Raw genomic sequence first — 19,272 nt, 5'->3', positions numbered from 1 at the left:
CCCCTTTTCCCGCTTGCGCGCCAAAAACCCTTCCCCTATAAGGCCCATGGCTTGACGCCGGGCGGTCCTTCCGCCCCGTTGCCCGGGTAGCTCAGTTGGTAGAGCAGCGGATTGAAAATCCGCGTGTCACTGGTTCGATTCCGGTCCCGGGCACCACAAGCCTTTCCTCCTCATTTGTTTCCAACGGCTTAGTGGCTCCTTTTGTCCCACCGTCGTAGTGGGGTTCAAAAAGTGGGACTTTTTGCCTCGCGGCACGACGTTTCGACAGTGCTTGTTCGGCCAGGAGCGGTTGGTGTACGGCTTTGGTATACCGATCTACCTCCTTGAGTGTCCTGTGGCCGGTTACAGCCATGATTTGGTGCCCGGTGGCGCCGGTTTCGGCTAGTTGCCTTGATGCGGCTTTGCGCAGCCCGTGGGCGCTGCAGTGCCGCAGCTCGGCCTCGTTGCATCTCTCTCTGAACCAATTGCCGAAGCCATTTGCAGTGAACGGCTTGCCAAATTCGGTAACGAGGAAAGCCTCCGCGCCGATAGGGGAGGCGTCGATAATTGCCTGTAGCTCCGGCTCTATTGGTATCTGCAGGGTGACTGCCTTTTTCTTAATGCCCCGGTTCTTTTGCTGAGTGAAAACCAACTTCCCGGCCTGGACGTGTTGTGGGCCGAATAGGACAACGTCGCTCCGGCGCTGAGCCAAGTGAATCAACATTGCCATTGCGAGGCGCGCCTTAGTTCCAACGGGGTGGTGGTCCTCAAACTTGGCAATCTCTTCGTCCGTCCAGGAATGGTGCCCGTCGCCTTTTGCTTCAATGTAAGGAACGTCTTTGGCTGGGTTGGTCGTTACGAGCTCAACACCTGGCAACACTGCCCATGCATAGACCGCGCGCAGGGCCTTTACGCGGCCGTTAGCTGCTTCTGGCTGCTTGGCCTTGAGGTCACGCATTCTGCGCACATGCTTGGTCTCAAGAAGCTTGTATGGCTTGTTGCCATCTGCTGCGGCGATATGGCCAAGGATAAGCCGTCGCACATACTGGGTGCGGATGTTCAGGCCTTGGAATTCCGCCGACTCGAAATAGCGATCGATGAGCCACGACAATGTGTCGGCGCCCGACTTTGGCGTCGGCGATCTTTTAGCGGTCGTGGTTTCACCAGAAGCGGCCCTGCGATATTCCAGCAAGAAAGCATCGGTGCCAGGTGGTTCAACGAGACGAATCTTCGCGTTCCCTGGCTTGCGGAAGTAAACTCGCACGTTACCGTGTCGGTCGGTGTCTTCGATGGTGTGCCTTAGGGATATTTCTCCGCTGCCGTCACGCAGCCGAAACTTAGCCATATGAGGCGTCCCACGGGTTGCACGTGTCCTTTGTCGGCAGAGAGTCGAAACAGGTGTCCAAGGCGACGCGATCCCAAATTGTCCTGCTGTTTATTAGTTTCGGTCTGGGGGCGCGGCCGTCCTTCACCATCTCATCGAACAACGAGGCGGAGACTCCGAAATAAGCTGACGCTTCAGTGCGGCTCAGCCCCCGTGGCAAGGTGCCGTAGGGGAGCAAACGTGGCGCCGCGAGGTTATCATTGGCTGCGCGCATTCTGACTCCTGTCGGAAATTGTCGGGTGAATAGTGGGCGCGCGTTCGCAAAATCAGCGCAAGAGATTTTTGTGGCCCCCGATGGCACCCGGCAGCTTGCAAGTTCTTTGCGAACGTGCGCCGGCCTGTTTCTCGGGCCATGCCTTTGCTTGTAGGTGTGCGGTCAGTCTGTGACCTGCGGCCGTGATAGTCGCGACTGGTAAGGTGAGGGCGTTTTTGGTGAGGGGAATAGAATTAAGCATGGTGGCGGCTCCTCGTTGCGACCGGCATATGAGTCGTGATACTAAAAGTATCGTTGTAAGGAGCTAGAATGTCAATACTAAAAGTATCAATTCGCCAGGTGAAGGCTGCCCGTGCGCTCTTGGGATGGTCACAATCGACGCTGGCGATGAAGTGCGGCGTATCTGAGCCGACTATCAAGCGGCTGGAGGCGGATGACGGAGAAGGCGAAACGGGCGGCAAGGAATTGGGCGGACGGGCAGAAACCATTACCGCTATCCGCAATGCGCTCGAGGGCGCTGGCATCCAGTTCATAAACAAAGATGATACGGCCGACGGACCAGGAGTGGCCCTGAAGCAAAAATGAGGCTCCCGACCGCTAAGGCCGGGAGCGGTCTACTTAAGGGAGTATTCTGCCTCTGGGATAAACGATCACAAACACCGTCTGTGAGACCTTGTTTCCCAGGCGATCCTCGTTCGCAGAGGTCAAAGAGAGTTCGGCTATCCGAAATTTTATCGTCTTGGGGTTCGGTCGTAGCGTATCGGGCCTCGATCGTCGTTTTTTCAAAGCAGCCATTTTTGTCTTCCTGATCGCCGCGGTATTGCGACGGCAGGCTGCTAGCAATTCCCACTCGTGCCAGGAACAGTTATTTAGTCGACGTCAAAGCATAATGCGAGGCTCGCATTTTTATTCTTCTGGAAGGAAAATAAATGCGATTTAATGCGGACTTATGCCCGAAGTTATACTTTTTAGTTCTTGCAAAACTGTGGCATTGGGGATTTTCTGCGGCGGTTCATGGCCCATTCGGAATTCGACCAAAGAGATGACGCTCGACCCTATTTACACTCTTGCAGAAGCGGCTGAGCGATTTCGAATGACAAAGAATGCGGTGGCTCGCCTAGCGCGGCGCACTGGCCGCTGTTCGCAAGTCGGTCGTCATTTGCTGTTTAGTGAAGCTGACCTAGCAGCGATATGGGAGTCGATGCGCGTCGCTCCGACAAAGGCACAGGAGACCGTCTTAGGTCGCGCAGAGGCGGAGATGCGTAAGCGTGCGGCCAGCTTCCTGGGAGGCGGGAAAAGGCAGTGAGGAGGAATAGAGTGAAGACCATCGCTGCTATGACGCTGTCCGTCATTATGCTTGCCGGTTGTATCGGCCCAAATTCCAACCTTGGCATTGCAGACGTGGGGTCAATGCCCGCGCCGATCGTGCGCCAGGCTTGGGCGGTGCAGGTCACAGAAACTCCGCCCAAAGGCGCCACGATGCTGGGTCCAATCGATGGTACTTCCTGTAAGAATAAGGCTTGGGATCCGTTGCCAACGGAGGCCAAGGCGCTCGAGCAATTGCAGATCAAGGCCGTCGCGTTGGGGGCTGCCGGGCTGTCTGGTGTGCAGTACGCCAAAGGCGAGTTCTCGATGGCGACGAACTGCTGGGCGAGCATTACAGCGTCGGCAATGGCCTACATGTGAGCGGTATGCAGTTACCTCCCGTTGATCAATACAGAGAGCCTTTCATCGTCCCGCTTGGGCACCTCACAATGTGGGCCGCAAACGCTGAGGACGCATTAATTGAGCTTTGCGGCGCGGTCACGAATGCTAGCGCTCAGGACTCGCTGACGATTGAGCAAGTGGCGGCCAACCTTCGCAATTGGCCATTCGCGCGAGGTTTCGCTTCCGAGCTTTTCGCCGGCATCGCTGATCCGATACGGCGGGCGCGGGCAATTGAAGTCCTAGACAAATACGAACTTTTAAGAGAGCGGCGTCACAGATCGATACACGACGCAATTGACGTCGGTGTCTTTGAAGTGGTGGGCGGCGGCTACCTCGTGCAGGCGCTGCAAATCGGGTTCGTTGGCACAAGACAAAAAACCAGGCAGGTCCTCTCCGAGATAACACCGGAGGTGCTCGCTAATCTCGCGTCCGAGCTCTATGAGCTATACAAGGATATGGACGCCCTAATTTATGAGCTGCGTGCCTGACCGATGCTGGGATGACCCAGAGCGTCAGCGCGTCCAGCTTCAGGTTTATGACGCACCTGAAGCTGGAAGTTTATTAGAGAAGGGACCTGAAATGGCATTCCCGCGTATCCCTGTAAGCCAGCGAAGATGTCACGCTACCTTGTACCAACCAGAAGCGTAAAAGGACCCGACAACCGTTGCTGAAGCCCCTGAATCGTATCTGAACAGTGATGCAAGGCTAGATCCGGCGCCCGTCGAGGCGGTAAGGGCGGAGCCCACTTGAGCACCCGAACCGGGATAGTTGAATGCTCCCACAGAGGACACCGCTTGCGGAAGGGTGAACTGGATAAACCCAGTAGCCGCCCCAACCGTTGTGATCGTTCCGACGATGCTCCAATGGATCGTGTTACCAATCCTTTGGTAGGTACCAGCAGCAACAGTGGATCCGAAAGCACCTCCTCCCGACGAGGATAGAACTGGCGTCCATGAAAAATAGATGCAATCCGCACTGCTATTAGTCAGCGCAGAGACATTCCAGTTCCCTGACAGACCCGTTGCCGTGGAGTTGGCGATGTTGAATTTATCGCCTCCCTCGATCTGAACGCCATATGCACCGTAGCCTTCACCTAGCACATCGCCTGCGGTGCCGAATGAGCTTCCGGTGATAGATACGTTCGCGGACCCTGGCGCCATGTAGAGCGCAGAATAATGACCAGTGGATGTTGCCATGGAGCGGCTCGAAACCGTCTGGCTTGGGCTAACAGTGTACGTACCCAGCAATCCAGTCCCCGTGCCAAGCGCTGTGATGGTTGTCCCCACCGTCACGCCCGTTCCAGTGATAACATCACCTACCGCCAGCGTTCCTCCGGGGTTTCCCGACCGAGCGGTGACGGTCAGCGTAGTGCCAGCTATAGACCCGGTGAAGCCGCAGGGTTCGTTGACCTGCGTGACCGTTACCCTATCGATTTTTGACAGATGAACCGGCGCCGAGATGTCTATGGCGTTCTTCTTGGTTTCGCGGATTGCCAATCCCGCCAGATCGACGCGAGTAAAATACCCTGCGCCGGCCGTCCTGACGGCGCTCCCCTTCTTTCCGGTCATCTCAGTGTCTGAGATATCAACGTTTCCGATTGCTGACCCGGAATGAAGGGCCACAAGCAGAATGCTCTCGTTCATCTCGTCGAGCCAGTTTCCTTGGATGTGAACATCCCCAAGCGTCTGGCCGTCTTGGTCTAGGTACGAGATAAGAAACCTGTCGAACAAATAAACGAAGCTGGTGCGAACAGATATGGTGTTCCAGGATCCTGTTGCTTGGAAGATGAAATCTCGATCAGCCACTGCTGATCCACCACCCGCGAATGCTTGATTATATACATTCGACCCGGTGACAAAAAATCCCCCCCCAGAAACCAACTTAAACAGCGGCGCACCGATATTCGGAACCCTGCCGGTCAGGTTATCGAAGCAAACAATATTCGATCCTCCGTTGGCCGTTATCCGACCAAGTGTCGCCAGAGTTGCGACACCAGCCCCAACGGCGCAATCGTTGAAGAAAATCTCATTGTTGTTCTCAAAGGTTATCAGTGACTGAATTGGGTTGCTGTTGCCCATAAAGCCAATTCCGTCGCACCCGCCGCCGGCGATAGCAGCAGATGAAGCGCTGCCCCATTGCAACATCGTGGCTGCGGTGCCTTTGAGAACTGCGTGACCAGATGCACCCTCCGACTTAAAGCGCACTTCATGCGCCGTTATGGCGTTCAGATCACCGACGCGCCCAATCCCCACCGGTACCATAATCGTGGTTTGACCGGCCAAATTGCCAATGGCAATCGCGGCATTGACCACGGCGGTGTTGTCCGTGGCGTCATCTGCTTTGTAGCCCAGCCAGCCGAGGCTGATCTTCTTGTTTGTCAAACCCTTCCAGTCGGCGCCAACGCGCACCCACGCCCCTGCCGATGAAGCAGTATCGTTGGCTTTGACATAAACACCCTCTAACGGGTCTGCGGCTACTTCAGCACTATAGTCCCCGCTCTTGAACTGGAACTGCCCTTCCCGACCCGCTTCGGTCAGATATACATTACCAAAGGCCGACGTATTGAGCGCCTTGAGCCCCGTTCGCGCGGTCGCAAACTCATTGGCGCCAGCCGCCTGCGCCGCCTCTGCCGCGGCCTCTGCGCGGTCAGCTTCATCTTCTGCCCTATTGGCTTGCAAGGCTGCGGCTGCTGCACCGGCAGCCGCAGCCGCAGCCGCACCAGCATCGTTGATGAGTTGGTAGTCGGCATCGCTGTTAAGAAAGAAAAGGACTACGCCAGTCCACTCACCAGCAGTAAGTGGCAGACCTGCAGCATTCACCACTTCACGTGCTGGGCCGCCAGCGACGGACAGCGTAATTGGGCCAGAATTACTGGCGTTTACCGGCGCAAAGAACACTTCGACATCGGCAGGATTTACGCCCGTCGCAACGGATGCGCTGCGCGCTGAACCAGTCCCAGACAAAACCAACTTGGCAAAAGTATCAGGGAACCCACGCTCCCAAATCCAGGCTGCAGCGACGCGGCTATAGTAGCCATTCTTGGTTGCATCGGGATCGTTAAGCACCACCCCCATGTAGTTTTCAGTTGGGGGTGTGACGGCAAATAGAGTTGCGTAGGTGTTTCTGGTGACGGACGATCCGCCATTGTTCTGAATCTGCTTCAGAAGCGAACGGATTTCCGGCTTTTTCGGCTCCCAGTCACCACTGCTTGGAACGGAAGGAGTATTCCAGTCGCGGTAGACGACGTCGATAGAAGATGCCACTTCGAGGGCTCCAAATAAAAAGGGCCGCCCGAAGGGCAGCCCTGTGTTTCAAAATGTGATGGGTGGAGGGGGCTGCGTTAGGCGGGCCGGCCGGTGGCCAGGGCCCGCGCAAACCGCTTCATGGCGCCGCTGGGTCGGCGCCCCTCGGCCAGAACCAGGACAGCTCGGGCCAGCACCGAAACCTGGTGCTCCACAGGCAGAGCGGACGGGTTTGCCGGCCATTCGTCGCTGACAAGGAGGTCCGTCGGTGCGTAGCCGGTTCCGTCGGAGAAGGTCGTTCCGTCACTGTGCGTGACGGTTCGCGGGGTGGTCATGTTGGATTCCTTAAAATGAAATGGAGGGTGACGCGGCCCGAGCGCTAACTGCCGAACCGAGCGGCGTTCTGAGCCACTACGTCAGGCGCACTGTCGTTTGCGCGGCGAACGATGGTCGGAGCAGCGGCAGCAACCACTCGGCCGGCGGTGTTGACGACCTGGGCGTGGAGCATGTCGCTATCCAGCTCGACGCGTACTGTCATGGCGCCATTGTCGTTTGCAGGTCGCCCGATCACCGGTCCTGGTGAGCCGACATAACCACCGTTGGCGTAGCCGGACATTCCACGACGCATAGCCTCGACAACGCCGACGCCACCGGCACGGGAGATGTCTCTCTGAGACCAGACGACTTCACCTTTATGAACCACACCCGCTGGCTCATTCTTGCCGCCAGCCCCGGTGTAACCACCGCCTGCAAAGCCGAACAAACCACCAAGCGCACCAAGCAGGCCGCCTCCGCCACCAAAGCCACCAAGCAGCGCGTTGATCCCGATCTGAATGACCGAGTCCAAAATGCTTGCCATGGCGTTGCTGAGTGCATCCGCGGCAGACTTGCCTTCGCGCAGATCAGAGATGAAACCCTGGATTGCCGATTTGCCAGCTTCACCGAAGTCAGCGGCGATTTGCTTAATCTGCTCTTGGCTTTCGGCGAGCTTTTCAGCCTCGACAGAGGCGTTGGCATAACCGGTAGCCAGTTCGTCGATCGTGGCCTTCAGGGCAGGAGTAAGCTCGATACCCGCCGCAGTTGCCGCGGATTGCAATTCCTGCGCAACCCGCAGTTTTTCAACGGCAAAGCCGTAATCACTGACCAGCGGGTTTAGCGTTGCCTGAAGAGCGGTCTTTTCCTCGAGCAGACGGTTTTCTTCCGCTTGCTTTTTGAGGATATCATCCAGCTTTTCGCCGGGAGATTGCCCGCCGCCGCCTGAACGTCTGCCACCGGAGCCACCAACTACGGGGTAGTCCGCCGCGGTAATCGGCTTCACAGTCACGGCCGGTTTTGGCCGATTTGCCAACTGCTCTGCGCGCTGACTCTCAATGTTCGTGCGAGACGTTTCACCGCGCTGAGCTGCGGCAACGGCAGCGGCGGTAGCAACCGCTTCGCTCCGTACGGAGAATAACGCGTCCACCAAACCGCCGAGTTGGCCGATTAGCGAACCGAAATCGCCCGCGCTGCCGATTTTCTCGATAGCGACAGCGGCCGTTTCGGCTGTGCCTCTGCCTTTCAGCAATTGCTGGATGAAGTCGTCGACAACCGGCTCAAGCTCGCCAAATCCGCTGGCGCCGTTCGCTGCGAAGTTGACAAGAGCCTGTTCGGCAGCAGCGATGGCTAGGTCGGCATCCGTGGCCCCGCCCGATAGCCGTTCGATTTGGTCGACAGTTCTCTTGACGCTGCCCGTTGCGTAGTCCGAAGACACCTGCAACCCGGTTAGGTCTTCGATAAATCGACCGACGCCGCTTAGACCACTGGCCTGCCCGAGATCACGAGATGCGCGCTGCGTCGCCTCGATGGCTTCTGAAACATCAGCGAAGAACGTTTTTACGCCTTCACCGTTCTGCTCCAGCCATGCGCCAAATTCCTCGACGCCGTCCGACAAGTTCTGAAGGCCGTCCGCGAGGATCGTGCTAGCCGACGTCCCCTCATTCATCTTGCCAGCAGTGTCGATCAGAACATTCTGAAGGCGAATAAACGAGTTCGATACCGAAGCTTCGGCGCCGACTAGTTTTTCCTCAAGGATAACGGAGCCGGCCTGGATGCCCTGGAAGAACGCCTGATTGGAAATCTTTCCGTCATTAACAAGGGCCTTCAGCTTCGCTACAGACCCGCCTGCTTCCAGAATACCCGCCGCAGCGGCCTGAAGGATGGGACGGGCACCCTCGTTGATCGAGTTGAATTCTTCAGCCTGCACCCTAGCCGAGCCAAGCGCTTGACCAAGTTGCATCAGGGCGCCTGACGACTCCGCTGCCGACTTCCCGTTTACACGGAGCGCTATGGCGATGTTGTCAGTGAATTTGATGAGGTCCTGCGACGACGCCCCTAGCTCGTCCTGGACAGCGGCAGCCCGCCCATACAGGGTGGTAAGCGCCTCAAGCGGGGCGTAGTTTCGCTGCGCGGAGGCAAACAGGTCATCGTAGACGCTGTTGAGCTCTTCACCGGCTAGACCAGCAACTTTCAAGCTGTTCGTTATACCGATGCTGGTATCGATCAGTTGTTGGGCGCCACGAAGTGCGGCGGCACCAGCGAACGCCTTGCCGATGGCGCCACCAAAGTCGCTGAAGCTGCGCGACACGTTGCGGTTCATCGCCTGAAAGCGGGTCTCGATCGATCTGGCATTTTTGTTGCTGATGCCGACCGCGCGTTTCATTTCGCGGTCAAACCCCGCCACGCGTGCCTCTAGGCTAACCAGCAACGTTTGGATGGTGTCCGACATTTCAGGCCGGTTCCATCATCTGGTCGGCAAACTTGCGCAGCATTGCTGCCGTCGAAATGCGATCGCCAGCCACGACGTTTGCAGCGATCGCCTCTGCAAGCAGCTCATCAACGAACGCAATCGGCTCTGCGGCACTGTCTGCGGCGTCAAGAATGAGCGCACGGAGACGCGCCCGAAATTCGGGTGTGGTCATGTTGGAAATCCTTGGAAAAGAAAAACCCGCCGGCGAGGGCGGGGATTTCAATGATTAACGATCTGCTAACGAGTTGCTTGCGGACTAGTTGGATTTAGTGTCTTCTCCCCGCATTATTTGGGGGACTTCAATGATTAAGAAGACTGCAATCGCGCTTGGCGCGACGGCGATGCTTTATGCCTGCGCAACGCCACCGAAGGATATTGCGCCCACCTATGTTTCCACTGGGCTCTACCAGAACTTGAGCTGCGCTCAGCTTCGTGCGGAAGCCGAAGGGGTGTCGGCCAGGGCGGCACAGGCCTACGGTGTGCAGGAGAAAAACCGGAGCCAAGACGCCGCCATGACCGGTGTCGGGGTCATACTGTTCTGGCCAGCACTGTTTTTCATGAAAGGCGACGGCGCCGCCGCTGCCGACGTGGCGCGCATGAAGGGTGAGATGCAGGCTATCGAGCAGGTCAACCGCGTGAAAAATTGCGGCATCACCTTCGCGCCGGTCGCATGAAGATGTGGCTAGCGATGGCGGTACTGGCTTTTTTGCCAGTACCGGCCTTTGCCGGGAAACAAAGCGTAGCAAATCCGGACATCTACGAGGTTGCCCAGGTTAGCTGCCAGCCTCGCAAGACCTGCGGGCGGATCGGCTCCTGCGATGAAGCCGTCTGGTATATGCAGAATTGCTCATGGGGAGGTCGCCTTGATGGCGACAGCGATGGAGCGCCATGCGAACAACTTTGTGGAAGCAACAACTAGGAGGAGAGAGAAATGACCGACCGCCCGTACCCGTCGTTCCTGATCTATAAGGACAACAAGGGTGAGTACCGCTGGCGCTATCAGGCATCGAACGCGAAGATCATCGCCGATAGCGGCGAGGGCTACGTGAAGAAGGCAGATTGTGAGCGTGGCATCGAGCTCGTCCAAGGCTCGAACAGCAGCCCGGTTTGGGTTACGGTTGACGCCAAGTAGATCGCGTTACGATCGCCTCGCCACCTACCTAAAGTAAGCCTCCGCCGGATCATCGCTCACCGGCTCTGGCAGAGCGGCGTGTTGCGACGTCGCTGGCGTGGCCCCCATCTGCCCCAACGTCATGCGGAGGAGGTTCATACCGGGGAAACCCAGTGCCCCGTCCGCAAGTTTGGCCTGCAGGATGGCGGCAATCCCCGTAATCCCGCGGTGGCTCTTGTTGAGCCATGGCATACGGTTCGCTATGTCGCGCCAAACGGCCCGCTGAGTGACCGTAAGCCAGTCAGGCGGTGCACCTAGCGGCTCGTTGACCAATGGCTCTGTGCGGGCGGCGTAGCGGGCCGGATCCTTGGCGTAGGCGCCAGTCAAGCGCGCTTGTGCGATCGACTTTCTAGGTCGTGGCATGGGTTTTACCCCCATCGTTTGAATTGCGGGAGAGTGCGCGTTGGGGGACGGGCGGTAGGCGAAAAGCCGTTCCGCTGGAGTTTGAGATATCCCCTCCCCATAGGCGCCCTTTGCGGCTATAGGCGGCTGATCAGGTGACGAGGTTTGAGCTAATGCGCGCCCATTTGCCCGCGATCATTGCTGGCGGAACGGTATTGGCCCTGCTGGTATTTTGGACCGGCGCCGTGTCAGTGACTGGAGTCAGTTCGGACACCCCACATGGAGTCGCTGAGTACGTCCTTGAGCGATACCAAACGCTTCTCACGGGCTTCGTAGCCATCGCCGCCGCAATGGTTGGGGCGAGTGCGGTCCAGGCTCAAATCATGCACGCCGACAAGTTGACCGAGCAGGCTCGTATACGAAAGATGCGAGCTACGCGCGCCATGCTCCCGCTGTCACTATCCAAGCTGATGGAGTATGCAGAGGCGTCGCTGGATGCGCTGAACCTGCTGCGTCCACAATGTGTCGGGCAAGTCCTACCTTGCCCCGTACCCGCCCCGGCGGTACCTGCCACACTGCCTGACGATGCGCTTGGCTTAATGAGGGACTACGTTGAGCACGCAGATGACGGGGTTGCTGAGAACTTGGCTAAGCTAATAGCGCGCCTCCAAGTCCAGCACTCCCGCACTGCAGAGGTCATACGACACGCTGCAGGCGTCGAGGCCCGGGCAACGCCCATGCTTCTGAACCTCGAGTCCTACGTTATTGACTGCGCCGAAATCTACGCACGGGCGTCGGCCCTATTTGACCACGCCCGTGGAAGTGACCAGCCGCCCGAAGAGGTCACCGGCGCAAATGTCGTTAGTGCTATGAATCTGATGGGCATGAATGACTTCGACGATGCCACGATCTACACCCGGGTGATCAACCGCGCGAATTGGTCATAAGATCACACCAGCGCGACCGACATTGAACCCGATGTCAGCCTACCCATCTAAGCCTCAAGCCGGTGCGCGATGTCCCCCGCAGCGCTGGCACAGAGAAGGCCCTGGCGCTGTGACAGCTGCCGGGGCCTTTCTTCATACGGGGATTCCGCGGCGCCGCATGGCCGCCTCGGCGCGCCGGCGACCTGCATTGGCTTGGCTCTCACGAGGACTTTGTGGCGTGGATCTCGACAGCACTATGCTGGTGCGTTCGTAGGCAGGGAAGGCCACGACCGAAACCTCATGAAGTTCAATCTCAGTGAGGGTGCGGAGCGGCAAGCGGCTCCCACCGTCCGCCCATTCTTCCTTTCGCACTCTAAAGCCGAAGCTCATGCCCTTCAAATCCTGGCGGGTTACGGCACCCAAAACCGTCTGTCCCTCCGGAGTGGAGTTATCGACATCGATGGACACCCAGAGCCCGATCAGATCCTCGCGCAACGTGAGCGTCCCAACGGACTTGCGCCCGATGACACGTCCAGTGTCATGATCGAGCAGGGCAACGACGTCTGCATCCCGCAATGACTTGGAAAAAGCCCCACGCGCTATCCTTTCGCGAAACTCACCCGCTATGACTGTTTCGTTCTGGAAGAGCGCCGCGTAACCGTTAACGCTGGGCAATCTTTCGCTCCATCTCGCCGAGCTTCGACTTGGCGCGCAACGCCCGTGCAATCGTCACCGGCGTCCGATCGTCGAAGGTGGTTTTACCCTCAACGGTGATATGGCGCCTGGCACCTGTTTTGCCGCTGCGCTGGCCGTCCGCGCGCTCAAGCGACATAACCGGCCTCCTTCGCCTCACGGATGAAGCGCTCGATATGACCATCGCCCTGGGTACCAAGGAAGTTTGGAATGAACACTCCAAGCCGGGTCCAGGAGATGTCCTCGGCCTCAAATGCAGTGACGAGCTGCTGATAATCGGCTCGAGCGCCCGCGACGGCCTCGAGAGCCGCGGCAAGCGCCGCGACACGCCGGCCGTATTCTGGTTTTGCTGCTTGGCAGGCGGCGATGGTCGCAACACCTTTTGCCTCGTTTACTCGGGCCTTCTGCAGCTCAATCGCCGCCTCATGGTCAGCGATGGTGCGACGCAGTTCCAACAGCCGCGTGCTCTTGCCGGTTCGTTCATCCACGATTTCATCACCGAGAAGTGCAGCCACGGAGGGCCGCATCGCCGGCGCGGTTGTTCGTCCGAGTTCACGATCGAGCGCCAAGGCTTCTGTACGTAGCGCGCTAAGGGCCGTTTGCAGTTCGGCAAGCCGGCCGGCACGCAAACCGTACTCAGCGTTGGAGTCGGCAAGGGACTGCACGACGTAGGGGGCCGATCTAGTCTTCTTCAGAAGAGCCATTTCAGTTCTTTCGGAATGTGGCGTTTGCAGCATCGCGGAACGCGCGGCCAGTGACGGTTGTGGATTTTCGGTGAGTGTCGACCTGCCAGTGGTTCGAAACTGTGCCGGTGGGCTGGTAACGCTGCACCGTGCCGTCGGCCCAGTAGAGGGCAATCTCGGGGAAGTTCGACACCAACTCGATCTGGACGTGCCGCAGGTCGTCGGGTCCGTCGGTGGCGATGTCGATCAGGGCGAGCAATTCGGAACGGGCCGTGCCGATCGATGGCGGGGCACCCTCCAATGACACGCCGCCCGGTGTAAGCGCGAAGTACTGGCGAACGCGGTCTGCGGCGGCATGGAGCGTGGTGTCGGCGGCAAGGGCTACGAACAGGGCGCCGAAGCCGGCGCGGTCAATCTGAGGCGTTGAACCGGGTGAACCCAGCTGCAAGATGCCGGCCTCTTGCAGCCGACGCGCAATGGTTTTGCTGCGGGATTGGGAAAAGCCGGTGTACCGCTCCAGGGCGGCCAGTGCGGCTGTGATAGTCGGCACCATGGCCTCCTAAATTTTTAAAGTTGCGGTTGAGGGGGCAAAGAAAAACCCGGCCGAAGCCGGGTCAGTAGGGGGAGAGGAAACAACCCCATACTCTTTCGGGATTTATCTGCAATTTGGGGACGCCAGTGCTCTCGAAGGTGCCCTATGGCGCGATCGATCAGCCGTACACCGAGCCGCTCTGCCGTCTTTTCACGTTTGCCGAAGGCCTCGCCGATTTCTCGAGCCCTGGTGGGTCCGCACGCGATTTCTAGAAGACGAACGCTCGATGCCGGAATGACGTCGTAAATGGTCCGCAGTTCCTCTCGGGCAACGATCTGGTCCTCGAGGCCCCATGTGTCGCTGCTGTTGGGAACAAGCGAGGGGGTCGGTCGCTTCTTCTTGCTCTTGTGGTGAGCGTGCACAGTCGCTGGACGTTTCCACTTTTTCGCATCGGGAGTGGTTCGATATTCAAGCAAGCGGCTGCCATGGATAAAGGCGAGGCCGCCAAGTTCACGACGGACGGCGCCGGTCTTTTGATCGACCTCGACAATTACCGGTCGTGGCATTGCTGGCCATTGCCTGCCGGGCTCGACTCCGGTTGCCTCCTGCATCTCTTCTATTGTCGGCAGGAAGTCTGGAGGCAGGCGGTCGACCTCAACAATGATCTCAAATGCCGCACGGTCATCGGTCCCGCCCTCGGACAGGTCGGGCGCCGGATCGCGGCAGTTGTCGTTGGCGGGCTCACCGAATGCTGTGTCTACCAGCGCGCGGTAGGACCATAGCAAAGCCAAGTCTTCCTTGCGTCCATCGGCTATAAGCCGTTTAGCGGTGGGCCAGGCGAGCAGCCGCCGGCCGTCCCATTCGTTATCATTTGCCGGCACAAAATTGCCCGGCGCCTTGAGCGCTAGCATGGATTGTTTCCTCAGATTTGGATGGACGGCTCTTTTCGGCCGTTAGAGAAATTTCTGCGCACGTTCGGCGGGCAGATCAGAACCGGTTTGCCGGGTAATCCACCGCAGCCTTCTCGCGTGCGCGTTGCGCACACGAGCGCGTACGCGTGAGCTTTTTTTGAGTTAGCGTTTGCGCGATTGGGATGGCCCGGTGTGGGGAAGCGAAGGTCGTAGACCTTTGCCCACCCCTCCCGGCACCAAGAGCACTCTTGCCCAGACCTAATGGCGTCAACAGGCGGCATCGTTGGTGTCGAACTTTCTTGTCTAAGGTGGCAGGCTGGCGGCGGCTTCCACCGCCGCGGTGCCTGTTCCACCGTGCAGGGGGGTATGGGGGGCGGTGGAACACACCCCGGTGGTAGGCGGTGGAACCCGGTGGAACTATGCGGTGGAAGCCGCCTGATCGGCACTGAAATTCTCCGCCGTGACGACCAATCGTTGGCGTTGTCGCGATGGTGGTCCATCCCATACCAGCTGGATTTCACTGGCCTCGAGTAGGCGTTGCATAGCCCGTTCAAGTCGCTGTTTCGTCGTCCCCTTCGCGTCCGGATGCTTGGCCATCTTCGCCGGCGCATAGCTTGTGCCGGTAGACGCGCCGACGCGCTGGCCCTGCTGGTTGAACTTGGACAGCATGGTGAGAAACGCTCGTTCGTCGCTCTTGTTTAGGATGCCAAGGGCTGGATTTGCGTTTGTGGACCCATCATCGACAATGAAGATGCCGTCTTGCCAGCGGAGCTTCAACGCATCGCCGGCGCGTCCGTAGTTGCTCTTCATCGACGTGAGGACACGTGCATCAGGATCTGCATCTTCGCCATTTGGTGCGGTGAGATAGAGCCGTGACCTGACGCTGTTGTTCCAGGCCGTGGAGCCCGATGTGCCACTACCGGACTGCATGCCTGAAACCGACGGGTGGCTCAGCAGGAGGACGGCGCAATCGACCTGAATGGCAATCGCGCGGAGCATCGCCACAAACTGGCGCACCTGGCTTCGCTTTATCTCGTCGCCGCCAAACAGGTCGGCCGAAGTATCCAGCACAAGCAGCCCTGGTCGGAAGATGTCCATCCGATCGCGAAGCTGGTGCATCAGCGCTGTGGGCTGCATCTTGCTGCGGATATCCGGCGCCGCAAGTGTGGCGTCACGCTCTGCTAGGGGAAGCAGTAGGAAGTTATCGCGAAGGGCGTCAAAACACGTGTCGTGCGACTTGATGATGTCGAAGAGCCGCCGGTGAAATTCGTCCACCTCATCCTCAGCTCCGACGTAGAGCACCCGTCCCGATGCTGGCGTCAGGCCCATTGTGGATTCGCCAATGGCTGATGCAACGCCCAGTTGGAGGGCCAGGAGCGACTTGCCGAGGCCACCATCGCCCGAGAGTATAGTGACGGTGCGGCTGGGTATCAGGCCCTCGACGAACCATTGCCGCGTAGGGACCGGGAGGCCCTGCCACTCTGATGGTTCAAGAAAGACAGCGTCATTGTCGTTGGCGGCAATTGGGGTGTGGGGCAGGAGCGGTGTCCCATGCCTCGGCGGCACCGGTGCCTTCGGCTGCGCTTTTACCAACGACGCGGCCCGAGCGCGTCCTCCGGTCCAATCGATCCGCGCGAGTTGGGCGCTCCAGTCTTCAGGCTCAAGCTGCGTGTAGGACGTCATATCGGGCATCGCCCTCCGTGCTGGAAATAACTAGTGCGGATATCTCCGCCATCAGTTTTGGCGATAAACGGGCCGACGGCTGACCATGCCTAGGGGAAGGTGGAAATACTCGAAGCTCGCCGCGGCCGGTGCGTTTCAAGTACCAATCGAGCAGCGTTATTTCCGACGACACTTCAATATCGAAGCGCGCCAAAACGCTGCCCGCGCCACTGGTGTGACGCAGGTTCAGAATGCGCATAGGCGCCTCCTTGTGGTGGGACTGCAATTAAGAATTGTGCAGTAGAATGCGGGATCAAAAAGTGTCCCACTTCGATCTAACTATCTGATTTTGTTAGGGGGTGTGGCTCCGGTCCCGGGCACCATTCCTTCCCAAAATTTGCCGACACGCCGCGCCCGTTCACCTTTGCGGCCATTTTGCGGCAAACGATGCCTTAACGGCTTTCCCCTAAATTCGCCTCGAGCTGTCCGGATCGCGCGGTCCGGTACGAGTTGCATTGGGAAAACCTCACACCATGAATTTTCGCTCTCTGTCGGTCAAGACTGCCATTCTGAGCGGATTGGCGCTCGCCATCGTCTTTGCCATCGGCATTTTCGTGCTGGTCCAGCAGGTGGGCCAGACCATCGACCGGCAGACCCGCGCCTATCAGGCTGCCAGCACCGCCAGCGTCGCCGATGAGGTAGCGGCCAGCCTTTCTGCTGCGGCGGCGACGGCCGATGGCGTGGTGACGGCGCTCGAATCCCTCAAGGAAGCCCGCACCGCCAGCCGCTCGGTCTATGGCGCACTGCTCGAGCACACGCTCGAACGTAACCCTTCCCTGCTTGGCGTGTGGTCGGGCTGGGAGCCCAATGCACTGGACGGTCGCGATGTCGATTTCGCCAATCGTCCCGGCCATGACGCCACCGGCCGCTACATCCCCTATTGGAACCGCGGCAGTGGCGAGATCGTCAACGAGGCCCTGACCGGCTATGACGATCCGGTCGCCGGCGCCTATTACCAGCGCCCCAAGGCCGAAGGCCGCATGGTGGCGATCGATCCCTATCTTTATGCCGTGGGCGGCAAGGACGTGCTGATCATGTCCTTCGGCGCGCCGATCATGGTGGGTGGCACCTATATGGGCACGGGCGGTGTCGATCTGTCGCTGGCCGAGGTCAATGCCCGCCTCGCCGAAATCAAGCCCATGGGCACCGGTACCGTGACGGTGCTGACCGCCGCCGGCATGGTTGTCGCCCATCCCGACGCGAGCCTGATCGGTCAGACACTGCCGGCCTCCGATCCACTGGCCGGTCTGGTCGCGACCGCGCTCGCCAATGGCAGTGCCGAGTCCGACCTGACTGCTGCCGATGGCACCGCCTTGCGCGGCGTCGCCGTTCCCTTCGCCGTAGGCGGCACGCTTGATCAATGGGTCGTGGTTTCCAGTGTGCCGCTCGCTACCCTCACCGCGACGCAGACCGAAACCCAGTTCACCATTATCGGCCTCGCCGCTGTCTGCGTACTGATCGCGTGCCTCGTAATGTTCGCCCTGATCCGCACCATGATCGGCAAGCCCCTCGGCACGCTCGGCGCCACCGTCGATGCCGTCGCCGGCGGCGATTATCACAGCGAGATCAAAGGTACTGAGCGCGCCGACGAAATCGGCACGCTGGCTCGCGCCGTCGAGATTTTCCGCGATAACGGCCTCAAGATCAGCCAGATGACCGAGGAAGAACGCGCCGCCGTGATCCAGCGCCGCGTCGAGCGCACCGACATGATGGTGGCGCTACAAGCCGCCTTTGGCGAAGTGGTCGATGCCGCCATTGCGGGGGATTTCTCCAAGCGCGTGCACGCCCAGTTCCCCGATGCCGAACTCAACGCCTTGGCCGGCAGCGTCAATGCCTTGGTCGAAACCGTCGATCGCGGCCTCGGCGAAACCGGCGCCGTGCTTGCCGCCATGGCCGATACCGATCTCACCCGCCGCATGCAGGGCAATTACAGCGGCGCCTTCGCCAAGCTGCGCGACGACACCAATGCAGTAACCGACAGGCTCACCGAGATTGTCGGCGGCGCCAAGGCCATCTCGGGCACCTTGCGCGCTGCCACCAGCGAAATCCTGTCCGGCGCCAACGATCTGTCCGAACGCACCACCAAGCAGGCCGCGACGATCGAGGAAACCTCGGCCGCCATGGAGCAGCTTGCATCCACCGTTGCCGAAAATGCCAAAATGGCCGAGGCCGCCAGCACCAAGGCCCAGACCGTCTCGACCAGCGCCGCGCAAAGCGGCCACACCATGGATCAGGCCAATGCCGCCATGGAGCGGATCACCGAGGCCTCGTCCAAGATTTCCAACATTATCGGCATGATCGACGACATTGCCTTCCAGACCAATCTGCTGGCCCTCAATGCCTCGGTCGAGGCCGCACGGGCAGGGGATGCCGGCAAGGGCTTTGCCGTGGTGGCGGTCGAAGTGCGGCGCCTGGCCCAATCGGCGGCCTCTGCCTCGGCCGACGTCAAGCATCTGGTCGAGCAAAGCGCCAGCGAAGTGCGCGGCGGCACCAAGCTCGTCTCCAACGCCGCCGAGCAATTGGCGTCCATGCTGGCCGCGGTCGACGAAAACGCCCGCCTCATGCAGGCCATCGCCAAGTCGAGCCTCGAACAGGCCGCCGCCATCGGCCAGGTCAATGTCGCCGTGCGCACCCTCGACGAAATGACCCAGCACAATGCCGCGCTGGTCGAGGAAATGAACGCCGCCATCGAGCAGAGCGAAAACCAGGCCAGCCAACTCGACATGGCCGTCGACGTGTTTACACTCGAACCCAGCAGTGTTGAAGCGCCCCAAGCCAAACCCCGCCGCGCCGCACCACCAACCACCATCGAACGCGTCCGCTCCGCCTCGCAGTCCTATTTGAGCCAAGGCAGCGCAGCCATCGCCAAGGATTGGTCGGAGTTCTAGGCAAGCCCCGATCTGCCTCCCTCCCCCTTGTGGGGAGGGATCGAGGGTGGGGGTGCTACACGCCCAGTCACCACGGTTCCTCCACCCCACAAT

The 19,272-nt window shown here is 59.4% G+C and carries 19 protein-coding genes, 1 tRNA gene and 1 pseudogene; 9 read left to right on the top strand and 12 right to left on the bottom strand.

Annotated features, from left to right (window positions below; all coding sequences use genetic code 11):
• Window positions 1-80: 80 nt before the first annotated feature.
• Window positions 81-156: transfer RNA gene (locus N8A98_RS05240), tRNA-Phe, on the top strand.
• Between the two features lie 202 nt (window positions 157-358).
• On the opposite strand, the pseudogene N8A98_RS05235 reads toward N8A98_RS05240, so the two are convergent.
• Window positions 359-703 (bottom strand): annotated as a pseudogene (locus N8A98_RS05235) (tyrosine-type recombinase/integrase); the annotation flags it as partial.
• Between the two features lie 1,183 nt (window positions 704-1,886).
• Between N8A98_RS05235 and N8A98_RS05225 the strand changes: the two are divergent.
• The 4 genes from N8A98_RS05225 to N8A98_RS05215 all read left to right on the top strand — a co-directional run bounded on the left by N8A98_RS05225 (window position 1,887) and on the right by N8A98_RS05215 (window position 3,772).
• Complete coding sequence (locus N8A98_RS05225; protein ID WP_262169725.1) at window positions 1,887-2,162, top strand: helix-turn-helix domain-containing protein; 276 nt, start codon at window positions 1,887-1,889, stop codon at window positions 2,160-2,162.
• Window positions 2,163-2,526: 364 nt separating this feature from the next.
• Window positions 2,527-2,883, top strand: a complete 357-nt coding sequence (locus N8A98_RS23355) for a helix-turn-helix domain-containing protein (protein WP_390888803.1) — start codon at window positions 2,527-2,529, stop codon at window positions 2,881-2,883.
• 11 nt (window positions 2,884-2,894) lie between these two features.
• On the top strand, window positions 2,895-3,263 hold the full coding sequence (locus tag N8A98_RS05220) for a hypothetical protein (protein WP_262169724.1): 369 nt from the start codon (window positions 2,895-2,897) through the stop codon (window positions 3,261-3,263).
• A gap of 68 nt (window positions 3,264-3,331) precedes the next feature.
• Entirely contained in the window at window positions 3,332-3,772 is a 441-nt protein-coding gene (locus N8A98_RS05215) for a hypothetical protein (protein WP_262169722.1), read from the top strand.
• Between the two features lie 129 nt (window positions 3,773-3,901).
• On the opposite strand, the gene N8A98_RS05210 is transcribed toward N8A98_RS05215, so the two are convergent.
• The 4 genes from N8A98_RS05210 to N8A98_RS05195 all read right to left on the bottom strand — a co-directional run bounded on the left by N8A98_RS05210 (window position 3,902) and on the right by N8A98_RS05195 (window position 9,483).
• Entirely contained in the window at window positions 3,902-6,547 is a 2,646-nt protein-coding gene (locus tag N8A98_RS05210; RefSeq protein WP_262169721.1) for a hypothetical protein, read from the bottom strand.
• Between the two features lie 77 nt (window positions 6,548-6,624).
• A complete protein-coding gene (locus N8A98_RS05205; RefSeq protein ID WP_262169719.1) occupies window positions 6,625-6,861 on the bottom strand; it encodes a hypothetical protein in 237 nt (78 codons plus the stop codon).
• A gap of 44 nt (window positions 6,862-6,905) precedes the next feature.
• Window positions 6,906-9,290 (bottom strand): tape measure protein, encoded by a 2,385-nt coding sequence (locus N8A98_RS05200; protein WP_262169718.1) that lies wholly within the window; start codon window positions 9,288-9,290, stop codon window positions 6,906-6,908.
• 1 nt (window position 9,291) lies between these two features.
• Window positions 9,292-9,483 carry a hypothetical protein gene (locus tag N8A98_RS05195; RefSeq protein ID WP_262169716.1) on the bottom strand — a complete coding sequence of 64 codons (192 nt, stop codon included), beginning with the start codon at window positions 9,481-9,483 and terminating at the stop codon, window positions 9,292-9,294.
• 130 nt (window positions 9,484-9,613) lie between these two features.
• Between N8A98_RS05195 and N8A98_RS05190 the strand changes: the two genes are divergently transcribed.
• The 3 genes from N8A98_RS05190 to N8A98_RS05180 all read left to right on the top strand — a co-directional run bounded on the left by N8A98_RS05190 (window position 9,614) and on the right by N8A98_RS05180 (window position 11,771).
• Window positions 9,614-9,985 carry a hypothetical protein gene (locus tag N8A98_RS05190; RefSeq protein WP_262169714.1) on the top strand — a complete coding sequence of 124 codons (372 nt, stop codon included), beginning with the start codon at window positions 9,614-9,616 and terminating at the stop codon, window positions 9,983-9,985.
• Between the two features lie 257 nt (window positions 9,986-10,242).
• Entirely contained in the window at window positions 10,243-10,443 is a 201-nt protein-coding gene (locus N8A98_RS05185) for a YegP family protein (RefSeq protein WP_262169713.1), read from the top strand.
• 554 nt (window positions 10,444-10,997) lie between these two features.
• Entirely contained in the window at window positions 10,998-11,771 is a 774-nt protein-coding gene (locus N8A98_RS05180; RefSeq protein ID WP_262169711.1) for a hypothetical protein, read from the top strand.
• Between the two features lie 132 nt (window positions 11,772-11,903).
• Here the strand turns inward: N8A98_RS05180 and N8A98_RS05175 are convergent, their stop codons facing one another.
• The 7 genes from N8A98_RS05175 to N8A98_RS05145 form a co-directional block, all read right to left on the bottom strand.
• Entirely contained in the window at window positions 11,904-12,425 is a 522-nt protein-coding gene (locus N8A98_RS05175; protein WP_262169710.1) for an HK97 family phage prohead protease, read from the bottom strand.
• Window positions 12,412-12,582 (bottom strand): hypothetical protein, encoded by a 171-nt coding sequence (locus tag N8A98_RS05170; RefSeq protein WP_262169709.1) that lies wholly within the window; start codon window positions 12,580-12,582, stop codon window positions 12,412-12,414. The genes N8A98_RS05175 and N8A98_RS05170 overlap by 14 nt, the downstream gene beginning before the upstream one ends.
• Window positions 12,572-13,147, bottom strand: coding sequence for a hypothetical protein (locus tag N8A98_RS05165; protein WP_262169707.1), 576 nt, complete (start codon window positions 13,145-13,147; stop codon window positions 12,572-12,574). The genes N8A98_RS05170 and N8A98_RS05165 overlap by 11 nt, the downstream gene beginning before the upstream one ends.
• A 1-nt stretch (window position 13,148) precedes the next feature.
• Complete coding sequence (locus N8A98_RS05160) at window positions 13,149-13,679, bottom strand: hypothetical protein (protein WP_262169706.1); 531 nt, start codon at window positions 13,677-13,679, stop codon at window positions 13,149-13,151.
• Between the two features lie 14 nt (window positions 13,680-13,693).
• Entirely contained in the window at window positions 13,694-14,569 is an 876-nt protein-coding gene (locus tag N8A98_RS05155) for a hypothetical protein (protein WP_262169704.1), read from the bottom strand.
• 417 nt (window positions 14,570-14,986) lie between these two features.
• On the bottom strand, window positions 14,987-16,252 hold the full coding sequence (locus tag N8A98_RS05150) for an AAA family ATPase (RefSeq protein ID WP_262169702.1): 1,266 nt from the start codon (window positions 16,250-16,252) through the stop codon (window positions 14,987-14,989).
• Complete coding sequence (locus tag N8A98_RS05145; RefSeq protein WP_262169700.1) at window positions 16,230-16,490, bottom strand: hypothetical protein; 261 nt, start codon at window positions 16,488-16,490, stop codon at window positions 16,230-16,232. Before N8A98_RS05145 ends, N8A98_RS05150 begins: the two co-directional genes overlap by 23 nt.
• 274 nt (window positions 16,491-16,764) lie before the next feature.
• Between N8A98_RS05145 and N8A98_RS05140 the strand changes: the two genes are divergently transcribed.
• Window positions 16,765-19,179, top strand: coding sequence for a methyl-accepting chemotaxis protein (locus N8A98_RS05140; RefSeq protein WP_262169698.1), 2,415 nt, complete (start codon window positions 16,765-16,767; stop codon window positions 19,177-19,179).
• Window positions 19,180-19,272: the final 93 nt, after the last annotated feature.

This window comes from Devosia neptuniae (genome assembly GCF_025452235.1).
In the GTDB taxonomy this organism is placed as follows: Bacteria; Pseudomonadota; Alphaproteobacteria; order Rhizobiales; family Devosiaceae; genus Devosia.
Note: the sequence above shows the minus strand (reverse complement) of the source record. Positions and strands in the feature narration are given on the sequence as shown.